General features: G+C 33.1%; 14 protein-coding genes. 5 read left to right on the forward strand and 9 right to left on the reverse strand.

The features are described 5' to 3' along the window. Positions 1–86 precede the first annotated feature (86 nt). Positions 87–2,192 carry a class 1b ribonucleoside-diphosphate reductase subunit alpha gene (nrdE, locus tag ISP08_RS10105; protein WP_195718548.1) on the reverse strand — a complete coding sequence of 702 codons (2,106 nt, stop codon included), beginning with the start codon at positions 2,190–2,192 and terminating at the stop codon, positions 87–89. Next, positions 2,155–2,553: a class Ib ribonucleoside-diphosphate reductase assembly flavoprotein NrdI gene (gene nrdI, locus ISP08_RS10110; protein ID WP_048792565.1), complete on the reverse strand. Its 399-nt coding sequence runs from the start codon at positions 2,551–2,553 to the stop codon at positions 2,155–2,157. The genes nrdE and nrdI overlap by 38 nt, the downstream gene beginning before the upstream one ends. A 667-nt stretch (positions 2,554–3,220) precedes the next feature. Here nrdI and ISP08_RS10115 point away from each other — a divergent pair. From ISP08_RS10115 to ISP08_RS10135, 5 genes are all read left to right on the forward strand, one after another. Further along, the gene (locus ISP08_RS10115; protein ID WP_048792564.1) at positions 3,221–4,102 is read left to right on the forward strand and encodes a DMT family transporter; all 882 of its coding nucleotides are present in this window, start codon (positions 3,221–3,223) and stop codon (positions 4,100–4,102) included. 24 nt (positions 4,103–4,126) lie between these two features. Then, positions 4,127–4,627 carry a preQ(1) synthase gene (queF, locus tag ISP08_RS10120; RefSeq protein ID WP_195718549.1) on the forward strand — a complete coding sequence of 167 codons (501 nt, stop codon included), beginning with the start codon at positions 4,127–4,129 and terminating at the stop codon, positions 4,625–4,627. Positions 4,628–4,781: 154 nt separating this feature from the next. Continuing rightward, positions 4,782–6,296 (forward strand): peptide MFS transporter, encoded by a 1,515-nt coding sequence (locus tag ISP08_RS10125; RefSeq protein WP_048792562.1) that lies wholly within the window; start codon positions 4,782–4,784, stop codon positions 6,294–6,296. Between the two features lie 204 nt (positions 6,297–6,500). Next, positions 6,501–8,006 (forward strand): peptide MFS transporter, encoded by a 1,506-nt coding sequence (locus tag ISP08_RS10130; protein WP_195718550.1) that lies wholly within the window; start codon positions 6,501–6,503, stop codon positions 8,004–8,006. 121 nt (positions 8,007–8,127) lie between these two features. After that, on the forward strand, positions 8,128–9,057 hold the full coding sequence (locus ISP08_RS10135) for a diacylglycerol/lipid kinase family protein (RefSeq protein ID WP_195718551.1): 930 nt from the start codon (positions 8,128–8,130) through the stop codon (positions 9,055–9,057). A gap of 40 nt (positions 9,058–9,097) precedes the next feature. Here ISP08_RS10135 and ISP08_RS10140 read toward each other — a convergent pair whose 3' ends face one another. The 7 genes from ISP08_RS10140 to ltaS form a co-directional block, all read right to left on the reverse strand. Beyond that, entirely contained in the window at positions 9,098–9,634 is a 537-nt protein-coding gene (locus ISP08_RS10140; RefSeq protein WP_048792559.1) for a 5' nucleotidase, NT5C type, read from the reverse strand. A gap of 67 nt (positions 9,635–9,701) precedes the next feature. Further along, complete coding sequence (gene hisC, locus ISP08_RS10145; protein WP_195718552.1) at positions 9,702–10,757, reverse strand: histidinol-phosphate transaminase; 1,056 nt, start codon at positions 10,755–10,757, stop codon at positions 9,702–9,704. Positions 10,758–10,904: 147 nt separating this feature from the next. Further along, positions 10,905–12,419: an ABC transporter permease/substrate-binding protein gene (locus ISP08_RS10150; RefSeq protein ID WP_195718553.1), complete on the reverse strand. Its 1,515-nt coding sequence runs from the start codon at positions 12,417–12,419 to the stop codon at positions 10,905–10,907. Next, a complete protein-coding gene (locus ISP08_RS10155; RefSeq protein WP_048792556.1) occupies positions 12,419–13,378 on the reverse strand; it encodes an ABC transporter ATP-binding protein in 960 nt (319 codons plus the stop codon). The genes ISP08_RS10150 and ISP08_RS10155 overlap by 1 nt, the downstream gene beginning before the upstream one ends. Before the next feature lie 214 nt (positions 13,379–13,592). Continuing rightward, positions 13,593–15,371, reverse strand: a complete 1,779-nt coding sequence (recQ, locus tag ISP08_RS10160) for a DNA helicase RecQ (RefSeq protein ID WP_195718554.1) — start codon at positions 15,369–15,371, stop codon at positions 13,593–13,595. 13 nt (positions 15,372–15,384) lie between these two features. Next, a complete protein-coding gene (locus ISP08_RS10165) occupies positions 15,385–17,271 on the reverse strand; it encodes an ABC-F family ATP-binding cassette domain-containing protein (RefSeq protein ID WP_195718555.1) in 1,887 nt (628 codons plus the stop codon). Positions 17,272–17,497: 226 nt separating this feature from the next. Next, entirely contained in the window at positions 17,498–19,438 is a 1,941-nt protein-coding gene (gene ltaS, locus ISP08_RS10170) for a polyglycerol-phosphate lipoteichoic acid synthase LtaS (protein ID WP_195718556.1), read from the reverse strand. Between the last annotated feature and the right edge of the window lie 105 nt (positions 19,439–19,543).

Below are 19,543 nucleotides of genomic sequence, written 5' to 3' on the forward strand. Positions count from 1 at the left end.
TATTTTTAAAATAAACAATGATATGCAGAGATTAGCATACTGTCTAATCCCTGCAACATTGCTTTTTATCTTTTCTTAATGCTTAGTTAAATTGCACAGCTTGTACACTCTTCAACGCTTAATAATTTATTACGCGTATAATATAGCGATTTAAGACCTTTATGGTGTGCATACACATATAATCTAGACAGCTCACGTGTAGAAATCTCAGAATTTACATATAAAATTGTAGAAATGCCTTGGTCTACGTGAGTTTGTATAGTAGAAACTAAATCAATAAGCTTCATTTGATCAGTATTGAACGCTGATTTGTAATACCACATTGTTTCTGGTGATAAGAAAGGCATAGGGTAAAATGTTTCGGCATTGCCGTAAGTACGACGTTCAATTTGATCAACGATTGGCATTACAGAACTTGTCGCATTTTGTACATAAGAAATACTTTGCGTTGGTGCAATAGCTAGACGATAAGCATGGAATAAACCATGTGCTTCGACTTTTTGTTGTAAAGCTTTCCAATCTTCAGGCGTTGGTATTTCTAAACCATCAAATAATCTACTAACTTTGTCATATTTTGGTTCAAATGATTGAGATGTATAAAAGTCAAAATATTTTCCATTAGCGTAATCTGATTGATCAAAATCTTTATAGACCTCGCCACGTTCTTTTGCTATTTCCATTGAACGTTCAAGAGAATAATAGTTCATAATCATAAAGAATGTATTAGCAAAATCTTTTGCTTCTTCTGATTCGTAATTAATTTTATTTTTCGCTAAATAACCATGTAAGTTCATGACACCAAGACCAACTGAATGTAATTCACTATTAGCCTTTCTTACGCCTGGCGCATTTTTTATATTTGCTTCGTCACTTACAACCGTTAATGCGTCCATACCAGTGTGTACTGAATCTCTAAATTTACCAGATTCCATCACATTAACAATGTTTAATGAACCTAAATTACATGAAATGTCACGTTTAATTTCGTCTTCTGTACCATAATCATTAATTATAGAAGTTTCTTGTAATTGGAAAATTTCGGTACATAAGTTACTCATTTTAATTTGGCCAATATTAGAGTTAGCGTGGACCTTATTCGCATTGTCTTTAAACATTAAATAAGGATAACCTGATTGCAATTGTGTTTGAGCAATTGTATTTAACATTTCACGTGCGTCTTTTTTCTTTTTGTCTACATTAGGGTTAGCTACAAGTTCATCGTAATAAGCATCTAAATCGATGTCATCTAAAGTTACACCGTATTCATTATATATAGTATGTGGTGCAAACATATGGAAGTCTTTACCTTCTTTAGCTAATTCAAAGAATTTAGCAGGTACGATTAAGCCAGTTGAAATTGTAGATAATCTTAAGTCTTCGTCAGCATTTACTTTTTTAGTATCTAAAAATTCTTCCACATCATAATGGAAAATATTTAAGTATACTGCACCCGCACCAGGACGTTGTCCAAGCTGATCTGCATAACTAAAACCACCTTCAAGTGACTTAGCGACTGGTAATACACCTTTAGCTACACCCTTGATGCCTTTAATCGCTTCTCCACGTGCACGTAATTTAGATAAGTTAATTGCAACGCCACCGCCAATTTTACTTAACTGTTTAGCTGTAGCATCGATAAAATTAATAGAATTCAAACTGTCGTCTACTTCAAGTAGGAAACAAGAAACAAGTTCACCACGGCGCGCACGACCAGCATTTAAAAATGTAGGTGTTGCAGGTTGATAACGTTGTTCAATCATTGCTGAGATGAATTGTTTAGCAGTCTTTTTGTCACCATTTGCTAAATATAAAGATACAATGGCTACGTGTTGGTTGTAGTCTTCTAAATATTGTTGTTTGTCGTTTGTTTTCAATGCATAGTCTTTGAAAAATTTACTTGCAGACATGTAACTAGCAAATTTGAAATCGAAGCTACGTGCATATGCTGTTACTTCTTCTAGATCTGCTTCTGAATATTTTTCAAATACATCAAAATAAAAATCATTATCTACTAAATAATGAAGACGTTCAATTTCAGTATCAAAGTAAATTGTTTTGTCATGTATTTCTTCTAAATATACCGCTAAGGCTTCTTGATCTTTCTCTAAATTAAAAAAGCCATTCTCTTTACGTTTCGTAACTTCATTATTTAATTCAATATGATTGTATTTCTTCTCGTCTATAGTCTTCATAGAATTGCCCCACCTTATCCTTAAATTGTTCTACATCATTGGATGTACCTTGTACTTCAAACTTTATTAATAACGGTACTTGATAGCTTTCAGCTATACTACGTCCGGCCTTGGCAAAATTTTGACCCCAATTGCGATTTCCGCTTGCGGCTACGGCTTTTAATAAGTCGCCGTTCATATCTAAAAATGACTGTACTGGTTGAGGAACCTCGCCAAATCCTATTGTCCCAGTGACCAAAATGAAAGGTTCATCAATACGTTCTGAACAATTCGTTTGTGTAATCTCCATAGTGTTTGTTATTTCTGCTTTGTTGATAAATCTTTTGACATTACCCGAAAATGAAAAGAATACGACTTTCATTGGCACACCTTCTTTCTAAATCAACATTGAACATTTAAAAATAAAACGTTAATTCACACTAACGCTTTTTCAAACACAAAATTTATGTGGTAAACACAATATATAGTGTTGTTAACTAAAAACTGTCTATATATGGAACAATTAAGGCGATTAAAAACCTTAATTTGTCATGTTTCCATTAAATTTTCATAATAAATAGTTTGTAATTTTGTATTTTTACAATTATTAGTGCCGTTTCAAAACACAACATATAGTATTACTGTTTTTTAATCAGCACTATATTATGTGTTTAATTATACATAACAAACAATTACTTTTAAAGGCTCAAGAAATGACTAATTTCTAAATAAACAGCAGAAATGGCATCATTTCAACGTTACAAAACGAAAAAAATTTTTTTCTGAAATTTTAAGTGATTTTAGTTGATTTTTCTTAAATATTTGCAACTCGTTGGTGCACAAAGGTTTTAAGGCTTCTCTTTATTTTTTCGATTTTATTAAATAAATTTATTACTAAATAATTTTAAAAATCATTTACGTTAAACAGAACATTTGTTCGTATAAATATAATAGTATACTTTTATATTTATTGCAAGCTCATGTATACATTTCAAGAATATATGTGCTAATATAAATACGTTAAAAATTTAAGAATGAGGCGATATACAATGAATCCAAAAGTAAAAGGTATCATTGCTATATTAATTTCTGCAATTGGCTTCAGTTTTATGTCTGTATTTTTTAGATTAGCCGGAGATCTTCCTGTTTTCCAGAAATCACTTGCCAGAAATTTAGTATCATTATTTATACCTTTATATTTCATAATTAAATACAAGCAACCTCTATTTGGTAAATTAAGTAGTCAGCCGTTGTTAATTTCTCGTTCGACACTTGGTCTAATTGGTGTACTTTTAAATATTTTTGCAATTGACCATATGGTACTAAGTGATGCCGACACATTAATGAAGTTAAATCCATTCTGGACGATTTTACTTAGTTTAATTTTCTTAAATGAAAAGGTCCGAAATTATCAAATCATTGCGATGATTATTGCGATTGGTGGTATGCTTTTCGTAGTCAAACCTGAATTCTCATCCGCTATGATTCCGGGAGTCGGCGGCCTATTATCTGGTATTTTTGCCGCAAGTGCTTATACATGTGTTCGTGCTTTAAGTACGCGCGAAGCACCATATACGATTGTATTCTACTTTTCATTGTTCTCAGTAGTAGTACTTATTCCATTTACAATTTTCACATATGAACCTATGACTTGGTTACAAGTACTTTATCTAGTAGGCGCTGGTTTATCTGCTGCTGTAGGTCAAATAGGTATTACATTGGCATATAGTTACGCACCAGCAAAAGATATTTCAATCTTCACTTATGCGTCAATCATCTTTACTGCCTTTTTCGGTTTAATTATCTTTGGGGAATCTCCAGATTTATATGCGGTGCTAGGTTATATCATCATTATTGGTGCAAGTTACTATATGTTCGAAAAAGCACGACGACAAAACAGTGCTGCCGCTAAAGAAAATCAAGGTAAGTAAATAATTTTAAAGGAGGTAATCAAAATGGCACAAGGCCGAAATAATGAAGAATTACAAGATATAACACTTTTAGGTAATCAAAATAACAAATATGACTTTGATTATAGCCCTGAAGTATTAGAATCATTTGATAACAAACATCAAGGACGAGATTATTTTGTAAAATTTAACTGTCCTGAATTCACGTCTTTATGCCCTATCACAGGACAACCTGATTTTGCTACCATTTATATCTCATATATACCTAATATTAAAATGGTAGAGTCTAAATCTTTAAAGCTTTACTTGTTTAGCTTTAGAAATCACGGTGATTTCCATGAAGATTGTATGAACATTATCATGAATGATTTAATTGATTTGATGGACCCTCATTATATAGAAGTTTGGGGGAAATTCACTCCTCGTGGAGGCATTTCAATTGATCCTTACACAAATTATGGCAGACCTAATAGTAAATATGAACAAATGGCAGAGCATCGCTTAATGAACCATGACTTATATCCAGAAAAAATAGATAATCGTTAATATAAAAAATCCGTAATAAACTTTGTTTATTACGGATTTTTACTTTCGCCAAATTTAATAAAATTAAACATTAATATGTATCTACAAAAAATACACTTGTTTTTTATATAAAAACAGTATAAAATTAGTTCAAATATTTAAGGGGAGTGAACAAATGAGGAAAATTAGTTATTCACATGAGGAAATAATGAAAAGTACGCCAAGAACAGGATTTTTCGGACATCCGAAAGGACTAAGTACTTTATTCTTTACTGAGTTTTGGGAGAGATTCAGTTACTATGGAATGAAAGCAATACTTGTTTATTATTTATACTACAGCGTTGCAAAAGGCGGATTTGGCCTAGATGAAGGTGTAGCACTGCAAATTGTTGCCATCTATGGCGCCTTGATTTATATGTCGGGAGTAATTGGTGGATGGATTGCCGACCGTATCACAGGTACCCAACATGCCCTCTTCTACGGCGGAATATTGATTATGATTGGTCATATTATTTTGTCGTTACCGAACAATTTGACGTTCGTAATGGTCGCCCTACTCTTTATCATTTTAGGTACCGGCTTATTAAAACCTAATATTTCTACTACTGTAGGTGAACTATATGACCGTAACGACGTACGTACAGATTCAGCATTTACTATATTCTATATGGGTATTAACTTAGGTGGTTTACTTGCACCATTAATTACTGGTTATTTACAATCAAGAATCGGTTTCCATGCTGGATTTTTAATTGCAGCTATTGGTATGTTTTGTGGTTTAGTTGTCTTTGCACTTCGACGTAAAAACACGTTAGGCTTAGCCGGATTAAATGTCCCTAACCCATTAACAAAACCTGAAATCAAACGTTTCAGCATGTTATGTGGTTTAGTTATTATTCTATTTTTAGGTTATTTACTTGTATTAAAATTAAACAATGCTTTAACATTAGAAAACTTTAGTTTACTCGTAACTATTATTGGTATCGTATTACCAATTGCTATTTTTATAAATATGATAGCAAGTAAAGATGTTACTAAAGAAGAAAAATCTCGTGTATATAGTTACATACCATTATATATTGCGTCTGTAGCATTTTGGATGATTCAAGAACAAGGTTCTACTGTTTTAGCTAGCTTTGCAGATAAAAAGACACAGTTAGAAATGTCAGCACTGACAAACGGCTTGATTGATTTCTCTATACCGGCAGCTTGGGCACAATCGCTTAATCCTATATTTATCGTAGTGTTAGCACCTGTATTCGCTACGCTTTGGGTAAAATTAGGTAAACGTAACCCGCCTACAGTACATAAATTTGCTTACGGTACGATTATCGCTGGTTTATCTTACTTAGTAATGATCATACCATTAGCAGCGGGTGTAGAATTAATTAACCCATTATGGTTAGTATTAAGCTTCTTACTTATTACAATTGGTGAACTTTGTATCTCACCAGTCGGCTTATCAACTTCTACAAAACTAGCGCCATTAAGCTTTACGGCGCGTATGATGAGTTTATGGTTGTTGAGTAATGCGACAGCTCAAGGTATCAATGCACAACTTGTTGTCGTTTATACTAAGATGCATCAAAGTGATTACTTCATGTACTCAGGTGCATTTGCAGTAGCGATCGGTGTCATCCTTTTAATTCTTTCACCAATCGTGAAACGTGCTATGAAAGGCGTATACTAAAATACAAAAAAGCGGTTAACCATTTGGGTTAACCGTTTTTTATTGTGCAATAATTAACTATTTTTATTTTCATTGTTAAAAAACTTATTATTAAAATAAACTGAATTTTTAGAATATTATTATTATTAGAATATTATTGCAATTAATTTTATTTAAGAGTAAAATCCCTTTTATACATAATTGTAGAAGAAAGGTTGAGTGTTTATGCAGAGCGATAGCACATACAAACAACAGCTTGACGGGATTCCACAGAAAGGTTTCTTTGGACATCCAAGAGGATTAGGCGTACTATTTTTCGTCGAATTTTGGGAGCGCTTTAGTTATTACGGCATGCGTGCGTTACTAATCTTTTATATGTACTATAGTCTTAAAGATGGTGGGCTAGGTATCGATGAAACAACTGCTCAATCGATCATGGCTGTCTATGGTTCATTAATATTTATGACTTCTGTTCTGGGTGGTTGGGTAGCCGACCGTATTACCGGAACTCGACAGGCAACCATCCTCGGTGGTGTACTCATCATCGTCGGTCATATTTGTTTAAGTTTACCAATTGGACTTACTGGCTTATTCATATCTATGTTCTTTATTATCGTTGGTTCTGGACTTATGAAACCAAATATTTCAAATATTGTGGGTCGTCTATACCCAGAAGATGATAAAAGAATGGATGCAGGATTTGTAATTTTCTATATGGCTGTAAATAGTGGTGCCTTAGTTGCCCCATTCATTCTTAACCAATTTATCCATGGTGGTAATTTCCATATTGGTTTCTCAATCGCAGCTTTCGGTATGTTTTTAGGATTAATTTGGTATATGTTATTTAACCGTAAAAATTTAGGACATGTGGGCATGTCACCAACAAACCCATTGACTCAAGATGAACGAAAAAAATACATAAGCCTATTCTCTGGAATAATCGCACTTATTATTATCGTAGTTGTAATTGCTGCTTTGACACATACATTATCATTTAATTTAGTAAGTTATACAGTGCTCGTATTAGGTATCGCTTTACCTATCGCTTATTTTGTTATTATGATTCGTAGTAAAGAAGTAACCGACGACGAACGTTCAAGAGTTTACGCATTTATTCCTTTATTTATATTGGGTGTACTATTTTGGTCAATCCAAGAACAAGGTTCAAACGTGTTAAATTTATACGCAATCAAACAGTCTGATATGTCACTAAATATTTTTGGATGGCATACACCATTCGGTAAAACTATTTTCCAATCAATTAACCCATTATTTATCATTCTGTTGGCACCTGTTGTTTCAATTTTATGGAAAAAACTTGGTACTAAACAACCAAGCCTTCCTACTAAATTCGTTTTAGGTGCAATACTAGCGGGTGTTTCTTATTTACTTGTCGCCGCTATTGGTCACGCTTCAGGCGCAACACACTTTAGTGTAAACTGGGTTATCTTATCTTATGTAATTTGTGTAGTTGGGGAATTATTCCTATCACCAACAGGTAGCAGTGCTGCAGTTAAATTGGCACCAAAAGCATTTAACTCACAAATGATGAGTTTATGGTTATTAACTAATGCCACTGCACAAGCCATCAATGGTACTTTAGTGAAATTAAGAGCACCATTAGGCGATACAAATTACTTCTTATTCTTAGGGATTATCACGGTAGTAATCAGTATTATCATCACTGCCTTTATACCTAAAATTGTTAAAGGTATGCGTGGCATTAAATAACAACATATCACTTAACAATAATTGGGCATAACACCACGGTTATTTTAAATAACCGTGGTGTTTTCTTATATACTTTAATATATAGTATAATAATGTAACGCACTACCTAGGAGGAACGACAATGACTCAAAAATATAATCATGGCGTATTATTTTACCATGAACATTCCGGTATTAAAAATATATACGAAGGCTTAGGAGAAGTTGCTAAATCTTTAACTACTATTTGTAAACACTTATCTATACAGCTAAGTGAAGAAGAAGGCAATATCATAACATTTTGTAAATCAATCAAATCACAACAATATAGTGATGATGTAGATATTATTTTCATTCTTGGTGGTGATGGTAGCGTTAATGAATTAATCAACGGTGTGATGCAGCATGACTTAAACATCCCTATTGGCATTATCCCAGGTGGCACGTTCAATGATTTTACTAAAACATTGAATTTAAATAATGACTTTAGAATTGCTAGTCAACAAATAACAAAAACTGAATTAAAATCATATGATGTTATGAAAGTTAATGACCGTTACGCCTTAAATTTCGTAGGTCTGGGTTTAATCGTACAGAACGCGTTAAATGTCCAAGATGGCAACAAAGACTTATTCGGCAAATTAAGTTATGTAAGTTCGACAATGAAAACGCTCGTGGATCCTGTGAAATTTAAGTACAAACTTAAAGTAGATGGTAAAGAACTAAGTGATGAATCTTCAATGATATTAGTAGCAAACGGACCATTTATTGGCGGTAATCGTATTCCACTAACTGATTTAGCACCAGACGATGGCTATTTAAATACTTTTATTTTTGATGACCAAAAATTTAATATCTTTACTGACGTATTTAAACAACGTGATAGTTTAAATTGGAACAATATGACAAAAGGTATCACGCATTTACCTGCAAAAGAAATTACTATAGAAACTGACAAGACACATAAAGTAGATATCGATGGTGAAATAGCATTAACGACACCATTAAATATTCAAATCTTGCCACAAGCCATTAAGATATTGACACTTATTGAGGAATCAGCCAATAATTAAAAAGACTGAAGCGATGTTTATACACCGCTTCAGTCTTTTATTATTTATTTCCCAAGAAATAATCTTCTACATCTTCCCAACTATTAACTCGTGCAAATCTATTATCATCTACATTATGAGAAGCTGTGTACATAATAGGTTTACCTGTAAAAATACTTAATTGTCTAGGATTATCGTCAATTAAATAGTCTGCTTTGACTATGTCTTTACGTCCACAAAATACAAAATGTTGTGGGTCTAAAAACGGAAAATATTGTCTTAACCACTCATACTTGTCATGGAATGACGTTGGTACATCCATCGCTGCTGTAGCAATATATACATCATAATGGACAGTTAGCTTTTTAACTACTTCTTGTGCGTTAGACATCACTTCAAGCTGTCTGAAAAAGCCTGGCTCTCTTAATATTTCAGTTAATAATCCATCGTGTTCAGGCATAGCATGACGTAATTTCTTACCTTCCAACATATCATAAGTGATACTTAAATCCATACGGTCATTCACATGTTCAATAAGTGACCCTACAGTATCTGCTAATACTTCATCCATATCAATTGCAATTGATTCTCTAGTCATTGATCATTCTACTCCCTTTTATAAGCTATTCTCTATGTGCCGTTATTATTACTAGTATCAATCACACTTAGTAATCGAAAGATGTTAATACTTCTATCATTTTATCATTTTGTTCAGGAAAACCAATCGTTATTCTAACTCCATTTGGGAATGGTCTTGTGATACATCCTACTTTAAGAAGTTCCTCATATAAAGCGTCCGGACGATTAGTATTTACAAATACAAAATTCGTTTGACTTGGATAGAAATGCTCGCTCTGAGGAATAGCATAGAACTTTTCTCTCTCTTTAGCATTATAGTCAGTTATAGATTTAAGATATGCTTGATCTTCAAACGCGGCTAATGCTGCATACTCTGATAAACGACCTACATTAAATGGTGGTCTTATAATGTTCCATTTTTCTATAGCTTCTTTAGCTGCAATGACATAGCCTACGCGTAAGCCAGCTAAACCGTAAGCTTTTGAAAATGTTCTAAGTAAAAAGGCATTAGCATGTTCTTGCTGTAATGCTAATGAATTTGGGAAATCATCAGCGGTTACAAATTCTGCGTATGCTTCATCAATGAGTACCGGTATATTGCTAGGTGCTTCATTCAAGAAATGTTTCAACTCTTCATGCGTAAAATATGTACCTGTGGGATTGTTAGGATTACACAACCATATTAATTTCGTATGTTCATCTACTGCATTTAAAATACCTTCTAAATCAAAATGACCATTATTTAAAGGGACTTGTTTGACTTCTGCCGCTTCGACAACTGCATTATGCGTATATTGGCCGAATGTCATTTCACTCGTTACAATATTATCTCCAGGAGTCAGTACAGCTCTTGAAATCATTAAAATAACTTCATCTAAGCCTGCTCCAAATAAAATACGGCTTTCATCGATATTTAATTCATTACTTATTGCTTCTCTTAATAACGGAGACCCTGTTTCAGGATAGTAATATAATTCATCTAGGTGTGCAGTAATCGCTTCTTTCACTTTTGGTGAAGGTCCATGCAGGTTTTCATTTGAAGCTAATTTATACAATTCTCCTTCAATGCCATAAGCCTCTTTAAGCGCACGTGGCGACAAACCTGGTTGATAAGCTGATAGTTGTTCTATTTGTTTTTTCATCTTCTTGTCGGTCCCCCTATTGATTTTTGATAATAAAAACTTATCCGTTATTATAACGCTTTACCAGAATGAAAAGCAATAACATCAGCTACTAAACATAAAAAATGAGCTGAACGATCATTTTTAAATCGTTCAACTCATCTTTAGTTATTTAATTAAATGATGTTTTTTCAAATAATTTTTTGCCACAGTATATGGATCTTTGTTTTTAACAGTCACTTGATAATTCATTTCTTGCATGTCTTCATCAGAAATTTTACCAGCTAATTTATTCAATGGTGCTTTTATTTCAGGATGCTTTTTCAAGTATGACTGTTTAAACATCGGCGCGCCTTGATAAGGTGGGAAAACATGTTTATCATCCTTTAATGCAACCATATGATACTGTTTTAATTCAGCATCGGTAGAGTATGCATCAATCAGATTAATGTCCCCTTTTTGGACGGCTTGATATCTCAATTTAGGTTCCATCGTTCTAACTTTACCTAGGTTTAAACCATAGGCTTTTTTGACTGCTGGATAACCATCTTCACGGTCATTAAATTCTAAAGTAAAACCAGGTTTAATTTTATCTTTAACTTTGTTTAAATCACCAATCGTTTTAATATTATTTTTCTTCGCGAAGTCTTCCTTCACAGCCAATGTATAAGTATTATTATATTTCATTGGTTTTAACATCGTCATGTTGTATTTATGTTCTAAGCTCGTTTTAGCCTGATTATAAACTTTTGGTTCTTCTTTAGATGTTAATTTTTCTTTTGTTAATTCACCCAATACCGTACCTGTAAATTCTAAATAACCATCTATATCATCTGATTTTAAAGCATTGAATAAGAATGATGTTTTACCCATACCATCCTTTACATCAACAGTATCATTCGTATTTTCTTCTATAAGAATCTTATACATATTTGTAATTACTGATGGCTCAGAACCTAATTTACCAGCAATAGTTATTTTATCGCCTTTATTAGCTAACATAGGACCTATAATGACAAGTAATAAGATTACCGCTATAGAAACTAACGAAATAATTAATTTTTTGTATGACAGCTTTTGCATGTAACGCAGTACTAAATCAAATAGTATAGCAAGTAACGCTGCAGGAATTGCACCAATTAATATTAACGATGAATTGTTACGGTCAATGCCTAGTAAAATAAGGTCACCAAGACCACCTGCACCAATTAGCGCTGCTAATGTTGCTGTACCGATAATTAGCACCATCGCAGTTCTAATACCTGCCATAATGACAGGCATTGCGATTGGCAATTCAACTTTAGCGAGTCTACGTCCAGGCTTCATACCTATACCTTTTGCCGCTTCGACTAAAGAAGGATCTACCTCTTCTATACCTGTATATGTATTACGTAATATTGGTAATAAAGCATATACGACAAGTGCAATGACTGCAGGTACTTTGCCTATACCAAATAACGGAATCATCAAACCTAATAATGCTAATGATGGTATAGTCTGTAACACAGCAGCGATATTCATGACAATTTCTGATATTTTTTTAGTTTTTGTTAATAATATACCCAATGGTACACCTATTAAGGCAGCAATGAGTAATGCAATAAATGACAGTTGTATATGTTCAAATATTGTCGTTACAAGTTCCCCTTTACGGTCAGAGAGCGTTTGAATAAACTCATGCATTAGTTGCTCCCTCCTTTAGTTTCTGATAAGTAAATAAACATATCTTCTCGTTTTAAAATATGTTGTTTATTATCTTGTTTATCAGTGACAATGACTGCAGCATGTTGTGCTAGATATGGATAGGCATCTTTTATCGTAGCTTCTCCATCAAGTTTTGGATATTCATGCTGCAACTCATCTATTTGTGCGGCGTCATGGTTAATAACATCACGTAATTTTATATTGCGTGTATCGCGTTTTAAATGGTCACCCATAAATTGTTTAACAAAATCACTTTGTGGATTTGACATAAATCCTTCAGGCGTATCTATTTGTTCAACTTTCCCTTCATTCATTAAACAAATTCTATCCCCTAATTTCATCGCTTCCTCAATGTCATGTGTAACGAACACAATAGTTTTCTTAATTTTTTGTTGTAACTCTATCAAGTCATCCTGCAATTTCTCACGACTAATCGGATCCAATGCACTAAATGGTTCGTCCATTAAAATTACAGGCGGATCTGCTGCTAAAGCACGAATAACGCCAATTCTTTGGCGCTGTCCTCCTGACAATTCATCAGGTTTACGGTTTTTAAATTGTTCAGGTTCCATGTTCACCATATTCAACAATTCATCTACACGTTTATCGATATCTTGTTGTTTCCATTTTTTCATTTGTGGCACTTGTGCTATGTTTTCTTTTATTGTCATATGTGGAAACAACGCAATTTGTTGCAATACATAACCTATATCCCAACGCATCTCGTAGACTGGATAATCACTAATTGGCTTGTCATTAAAATATATATATCCACCAGTCAAGGCAATTAAGCGGTTAATCATTTTTAAAGTCGTCGTTTTCCCACAGCCTGAAGGCCCTATTAAAACAAAAAATTCCCCTTGTTCTATATTAAAACTTACATCTTCAACTGCTAATTTATCTCCATAACGTTTTGACACGTTATTAAATTTAATCATATCTTCACCTTCAATTTTTATTTCCTAAAGTACAATCCCACATTATTTTTAATTATATCGTTCTACATATACCCGTATAAAAAATTATTAAATATAAAAACTTACAATTTCATATTTATTTTTATAAAAAACGTTTGCATAGCTATACTTTTCTGTCTAACTACGCAAACGCTTATTCGTTAATATTAACTTTTCAAAAGTAAGTAAAGTCAAATTAAATTTGAGCTTTATATGATTGAATGGTTTCTAAAAACTTCGGACAATAATGCTTTAATTTATAACTACCTACGCCATCAATAGAAATCATATCTTGCTTTGATTCTGGTTTACGTTTAGCAAATTCTTCTAATGTATAGTCAGAAAATACGCTAACTGGCGCGATATCTAATTGTTCACTTAGTTTTTGGCGTACACCTTTTAATTCATCGAATAATGCTTTATCTACACCTTCAACTGTATTGATGCTTACTTTCTCTTTCGACTTACGTTTAAATGGTGTAGTAAATACGACTTTTTCAGCATTTAATAACGACTTAACGTTACTATCACAAGTAAGAATCTCATCGTTTTCATTTAAATAACCTTTAAAACGTAATTCGTCGATAAGATGACTTAAATCAGACGTCGTATAATCTTTCATAATGCCATGTGTCGATAACTTATCATATTCGCAATAACGAATATAATCCGTTAGTTCGCCACGTAACACTTGAATAATCACGCCATAGCTTTCTTGCTGCTTCATACGCGCAATACAGCTAATAATCATCTTCGCTTCATGTGTCATATCATATGTTTTATTTTCACGAACACAATTACTACATTGTTGGCATTCTTCTAACTTTTCGTTTGGTTCAAAATAATGTACTAACGTCGCTTCTAAACATTTTTTAGTCTTCGTATATTGAATCATCTTAGTTAATTTTTCGCCCATCTTGTCTTTATAATCATCGTCGGCTTTGGATGATGAAATAAAATATTGATGTAATCCGATATCACGTTCACTAAAGAGTAAAATACAATCACTTTTCAAACCGTCACGGCCTGCACGGCCCGCTTCTTGATAATATGACTCCATATCTCCCGGCATGTTGTAGTGAATAACGAAACGTACGTTAGATTTATCTATACCCATACCAAAGGCATTCGTAGCTACTACGACCCTCACACGGTCATAGACAAAATCATTTTGCGCTCGTTCTCGTTCTTTGTTAGTTAAACCTGCATGATAAATCGTGCTATTAACATTATTATCCTCCAGCGCTTCATGTAATTCTTCTACTTGTTTACGCGTCGAACAATAAATAATACCCGCCTCTTGTTTATGCTGATTTACGTAATCAATCACAAACTTTTGTCGTTGATAGGTAGGGTTTACTTTAAATACTAAATTTCTTCGTTTAGTACTTGTCTTCACTTCATCAGCCTTATTAATATTTAAGCGTGACATAATATCTTTTTGAACTTCTGCCGTCGCTGTTGCCGTTAAAGCTACAATGGCAAAGTCTTGCGGTAAGTCAAAGACTTTGTAGATGACATCTTGATAACTAGGTCTAAAGTCATGTCCCCATTTTGATATACAGTGTGCTTCATCAAACGCGACTAGTCGAATTGGAAGTTGATGTAATAAGCTAATAAAGTAATCATTATCAAAACGTTCTGGTGCTACATATAAAAACTGTATTTCACCATTTAATAATTGTTGTTCAATAGCTTTTTGTTGTTTTTGAGTCAAACTACTATTTAAAAACGCAGCGCTAATGCCTGACGCTTTTAATTGATCTACTTGGTCTTTCATTAATGAAATTAATGGACTGATAACAATCGTCGTCCCCCCCAGCATTAAACCTGGTACTTGATAACAAATTGATTTTCCCCCACCTGTAGGTAATACACCTAACACATTACGATGAGATATAATTTTACTTATGATTTCTTTTTGGCCAGGACGGAAGGTGTCGTAACCAAAATAATGTGATAAAGTTGCTTCCATGTTATAAAATCCCTCATTGTTCTTTTAATTCTTCAAGCTCGGCCCATCTAGTAATATCTTCATCATATAGCTGCTGAAGTTGTTGTTGTTCCTCGTTTAATTCTTTGATTTTACCATAATCAGAACTGGCATCTATCATTTCTTGTTCAATATTATTTAATCGTTCTTCTGTTTGCTCTATTCTACCGATAATCATTTCGAATTCTTTTTGTTCTTTATAAGATAAACCCTTTTTACGTTTCGTAGGTTGTGGTGACTTTTGTTTATGCTGCACTTTGTTATTATTGGCAGTCGATTTATCTTGCGCCTTTTTATGTGCTTCATAATCTTCAAAACTACCAATGATTCGTTCTATCTCACCGTCATGAATATACCAATACTCTTGTGCAACCTTATTTAAAAAGTAACGATCATGACTAACAGTGATTACTGTACCCCCAAAGGAACTAATGTAATCCTCTAAAATTGTTAATGTTTCAGTGTCTAAATCGTTTGTCGGTTCATCTAGTAATAAGACATTAGGTTGATGTACGAGTAATTTTAATAAATACAAACGTTTCTGTTCGCCACCAGAAAGTTTAAATAATTTTTTGCCATGCGTAGCACTTGGAAATAAAAAGCGTTCTAAAAGTTGTGTAACTGACACTGTTGTACCATCTTGTTCACGAGCCATTTCACTTTCTTCTCGTAAATAATCAATCATTCTGATGTCTCTATCTAATCTCTCATCGGTCTGTTTGAAGTAAGCCACTTTAACTGTCTGACCAATTTTCAACGTACCTTCATATTGTTGATCCTCATTATTTAAAATATTAAGCAGTGTTGTTTTCCCTACACCGTTAGCGCCTACGATACCTATTCGTTGGCCATTTTGAATAATTTCTGTAACGTCAGCAAATAATGTACGTTGATTAATTTGTTTAGTCACATGTTCTAATTCAAACACTTGTTTACCTAACCTAGAATAAGCTAAATTCAGAGACCCTTTCTCTTGTTGATGTTGATCTTTTACGTCTTGTTCTAAATCATTAAATCGATTAATGCGCGCTTGTTGTTTCGTTGATCTTGCTTTTGCACCTGCACGCATCCAAGCTAATTCTTGCTTATATAAAGCCTTTTGCTTTTGTTGTTGCTTTTGTTCTATAAGTTCGTTCTCAGCCCTCATCGCAATATAACTTTCATAATTGCCTGGATATGACGCGAGTCGGCCACGATCTAATTCAATAATTCGCGTTGAAACCTCATTTAAAAAATAACGATCATGGGTTACAAACAATACAGTATGCGGATACTGTTTTACATAATTGATTAACCAATTAATTGATTCAAAGTCTAAATGGTTCGTCGGTTCATCTAGTAATAACAAATCAGGTTGTTCTATTAATGTCTTAGCTAAGCCTACGCGCTTTTGTTGGCCACCAGATAACTCTTTTACTTTTTTGGTCGTATCTACAATACCTAATTTTGATAAAATCGTTTTAATTTCAGCATTGTAATCCCAGGCATCGTTTGCATCCATAGCTTCTTGTGCTTGCATCATACGTTGAAAATCCGTATCGCTTTGGGTTTCACTATATTGTTTTACTGCCAATTCATAGCGTTGAATTACTTTTAATGTTGTAGTGTCGGAGTTTAAGACTGCTTCAAAAACAGTCACATCTTCATCAAACGACTGTTTCTGAGAGGAATAACGAATGCGATAATCGTTAGGATGATTGATATCTGCTTCAAAATCTTCATCCATCCCAGCCATTACCTTCAATAAAGTACTCTTTCCTGTACCATTTATACCAACTAATCCAATCTTTTCACCACTAGAGATTGATAATTGTAAGTCATCAAAAATTATTTTGTCGGCATAAGATTTATGTAAATGTTCAATTTTATATGCTTCCAACATGCAACATCCTTTTAACATCGAATATTCTGATTATCTCTATTAAATTAATTTTCAGTTCTATATATTATACACCTTTTGATAGCTAAATGATACTCTTGCGATGATATCTATTAGATTTTCCGGTTACATTACTATCTTTATGTTCATAATTATTGAAAACCCTATCATTTATTTTGGGATATAAAAAAACCAAGACAACTATTGTCGCCTTGGTTAAAAACTTTTTTTATTTTTTCTCTTGCCCTTTAGGACCAGATTTATATTCGTATTTTGCTGGATTTACTTTTTTGAAGTCTGGGTTTTTGTAGAATCTGAATAAATCACCGTTTAAGACATCGTCACTCATTTCTAAGTCTTTATCTGTTTGTTGTTTACGTTTTTCAAAGTCTTTCGGTTTCGTAGTCATCGGTTTGTTATCTTTGTTTGAGTAGATTCTACCATTTACATATTTATAATCTTTAGTCACAAAGTCACCATTTCTGAATGGTACTGTATCGTTGTGATCTTTAGATAATAAGTCAGTACCCATCATTAAGTAGTTTTTAGAATCGATACCTAATAAGTGTAATACTGTAGGCATAACGTCTTGTTGACCAGCGTAAGTTTTATCAATTGTACCTTTTTTGCCAGGTATTTTCAGCCAGAAACCAGTACGGTTTAAGTCTGTAAATTTAGCTGCGTCAATGTTTTCGCCTAATAGTTTTTCCATTGCTTTGTTATGATTTTCAGAAATACCATAATGGTCACCATAAATCATAATTACAGAGTCTTTGTATAGACCTTTTTTCTTAAGCTCGCCGATAAATTCTTCTAATGAGCGGTCTAAATAATTTGCTGTTTGGATATATCCATCTACAGTTGAATCACCAGTATGTGGTTTTTCAATTGAAGCATCTTGAGGTGATAAAGTGAATGGATAATGGTTCGTTAATGTAATCAAGTGATTATAGAACGGTTGTTTTTCTTTCGCTAAGTAATCAGCTGATTCTTTAAAGAACTCTTTATCTTTAAGACCTAAGTTTTGGATATTCTTTTGTGACATATCATAGTAAGTTGCATCATAGAATTTATCTATACCAAAGTGTCTATATATTTGGTCACGGTTCCAGAACGTTTTGTAGTCACCATGCATTACGCTAGATGTATAACCTTGTTGTTGGTCTAAAATAGCTGGTAATGATTGGAACGTATTGTTACCTTTTAGTGAATAAGCAGAACCTTGTGGTAAACCATATAAACTGTTATCCATCATAAACTCTGAGTCAGACGTTTTACCTTGACCAGTTTGATGGAAGAAGTTTGGATAGTATCTAAAATCTTGTTTACCAGACGATAGTTTATTTAAGAATGGTGTCACTTCTTGTCCATTTACTTTCTTATTAATTAAGAATGTTTGGAAGCTTTCTAAGTGAATTTTAATGATGTTTTTCTTCTTAGCTACGCCATAATATTCTTTATTTGGTGTTGTACGTCTTTGTTTCGTATAGTTTAAAACTTTAGTTAAATCATCTTCATTTGCCAATGCTTTTTGTTGACTGTTTTGAATTGTTTTAACACCGTCATAAACAGTAAAGTTGTAAGGTCCTAAATATTTAACTAAGTATTTGTGGTCAAAAGTACGTGATAATAATTGAGGGCGATCAGATTCAGCAAATGCTAAATTTAAGAAAAATAGTGCTACTGATGCTGCCATTACTACCGGAACAAACTTTTTACTAAATACTCGTTTATCTAACCATTTTTGTCTAAATATCAATACAAATAAATAAATAATCGTATCAATAAAGTATACAAAGTCATACCATTTGAATGATGCAGTTACTGCGCCACCCATTGAATCAACGTTTCCTACTTGGTTTAAAGTACTAAATGTTAAAAAGTCAGAGAAGAATCTGAAATAAACAACATTCGCATAAAGTAAGAAACTAAGTACAAATCCACCTATAAAGATAAACCAAAATGCTTTTTTACCTTTAAAGAATAAGAACACACTTAATATTAGTGCTATCAAACTATATGGATTCATTAAAAGAATTAAGTTTTGAACTAATCCTTTAACACCTAAAGAAAAATCAACATAATAAGAAAAATACGTTTTTAAAGTTACAGTTAACACTGTTAGAATAAAAAACGCAAATAGCGTTAATTTCTTCTTGTGTAAACTCATGATCGTTTCCCCCGATATTATCAATTTACAGGACGGAGATAAAAATTTCCTATCCATATTAATACATTTAACTATTGCTCTAATAAATATTAAGCAAAACTGCTA

This window comes from Staphylococcus lloydii, assembly GCF_015775975.1.
In the GTDB taxonomy this organism is placed as follows: domain Bacteria; phylum Bacillota; class Bacilli; order Staphylococcales; family Staphylococcaceae; genus Staphylococcus; species Staphylococcus lloydii.

What these genes read in the sequence shown, in the direction of transcription:
- nrdE (WP_195718548.1), bottom strand. Translation starts at nt 2,192, where the DNA reads ATGAAGACTATAGACGAGAAGAAATACAATCATATTGAATTAAATAAT.
- hisC (WP_195718552.1), bottom strand. Translation starts at nt 10,757, where the DNA reads ATGAAAAAACAAATAGAACAACTATCAGCTTATCAACCAGGTTTGTCG.
- ISP08_RS10115 (WP_048792564.1), top strand. Translation starts at nt 3,221, where the DNA reads ATGAATCCAAAAGTAAAAGGTATCATTGCTATATTAATTTCTGCAATT.
- ISP08_RS10155 (WP_048792556.1), bottom strand. Translation starts at nt 13,378, where the DNA reads ATGATTAAATTTAATAACGTGTCAAAACGTTATGGAGATAAATTAGCA.
- ISP08_RS10140 (WP_048792559.1), bottom strand. Translation starts at nt 9,634, where the DNA reads ATGACTAGAGAATCAATTGCAATTGATATGGATGAAGTATTAGCAGAT.
- ISP08_RS10125 (WP_048792562.1), top strand. Translation starts at nt 4,782, where the DNA reads ATGAGGAAAATTAGTTATTCACATGAGGAAATAATGAAAAGTACGCCA.
- ltaS (WP_195718556.1), bottom strand. Translation starts at nt 19,438, where the DNA reads ATGAGTTTACACAAGAAGAAATTAACGCTATTTGCGTTTTTTATTCTA.
- queF (WP_195718549.1), top strand. Translation starts at nt 4,127, where the DNA reads ATGGCACAAGGCCGAAATAATGAAGAATTACAAGATATAACACTTTTA.
- recQ (WP_195718554.1), bottom strand. Translation starts at nt 15,371, where the DNA reads ATGGAAGCAACTTTATCACATTATTTTGGTTACGACACCTTCCGTCCT.
- ISP08_RS10150 (WP_195718553.1), bottom strand. Translation starts at nt 12,419, where the DNA reads ATGCATGAGTTTATTCAAACGCTCTCTGACCGTAAAGGGGAACTTGTA.
- ISP08_RS10135 (WP_195718551.1), top strand. Translation starts at nt 8,128, where the DNA reads ATGACTCAAAAATATAATCATGGCGTATTATTTTACCATGAACATTCC.
- nrdI (WP_048792565.1), bottom strand. Translation starts at nt 2,553, where the DNA reads ATGAAAGTCGTATTCTTTTCATTTTCGGGTAATGTCAAAAGATTTATC.
- ISP08_RS10130 (WP_195718550.1), top strand. Translation starts at nt 6,501, where the DNA reads ATGCAGAGCGATAGCACATACAAACAACAGCTTGACGGGATTCCACAG.
- ISP08_RS10165 (WP_195718555.1), bottom strand. Translation starts at nt 17,271, where the DNA reads ATGTTGGAAGCATATAAAATTGAACATTTACATAAATCTTATGCCGAC.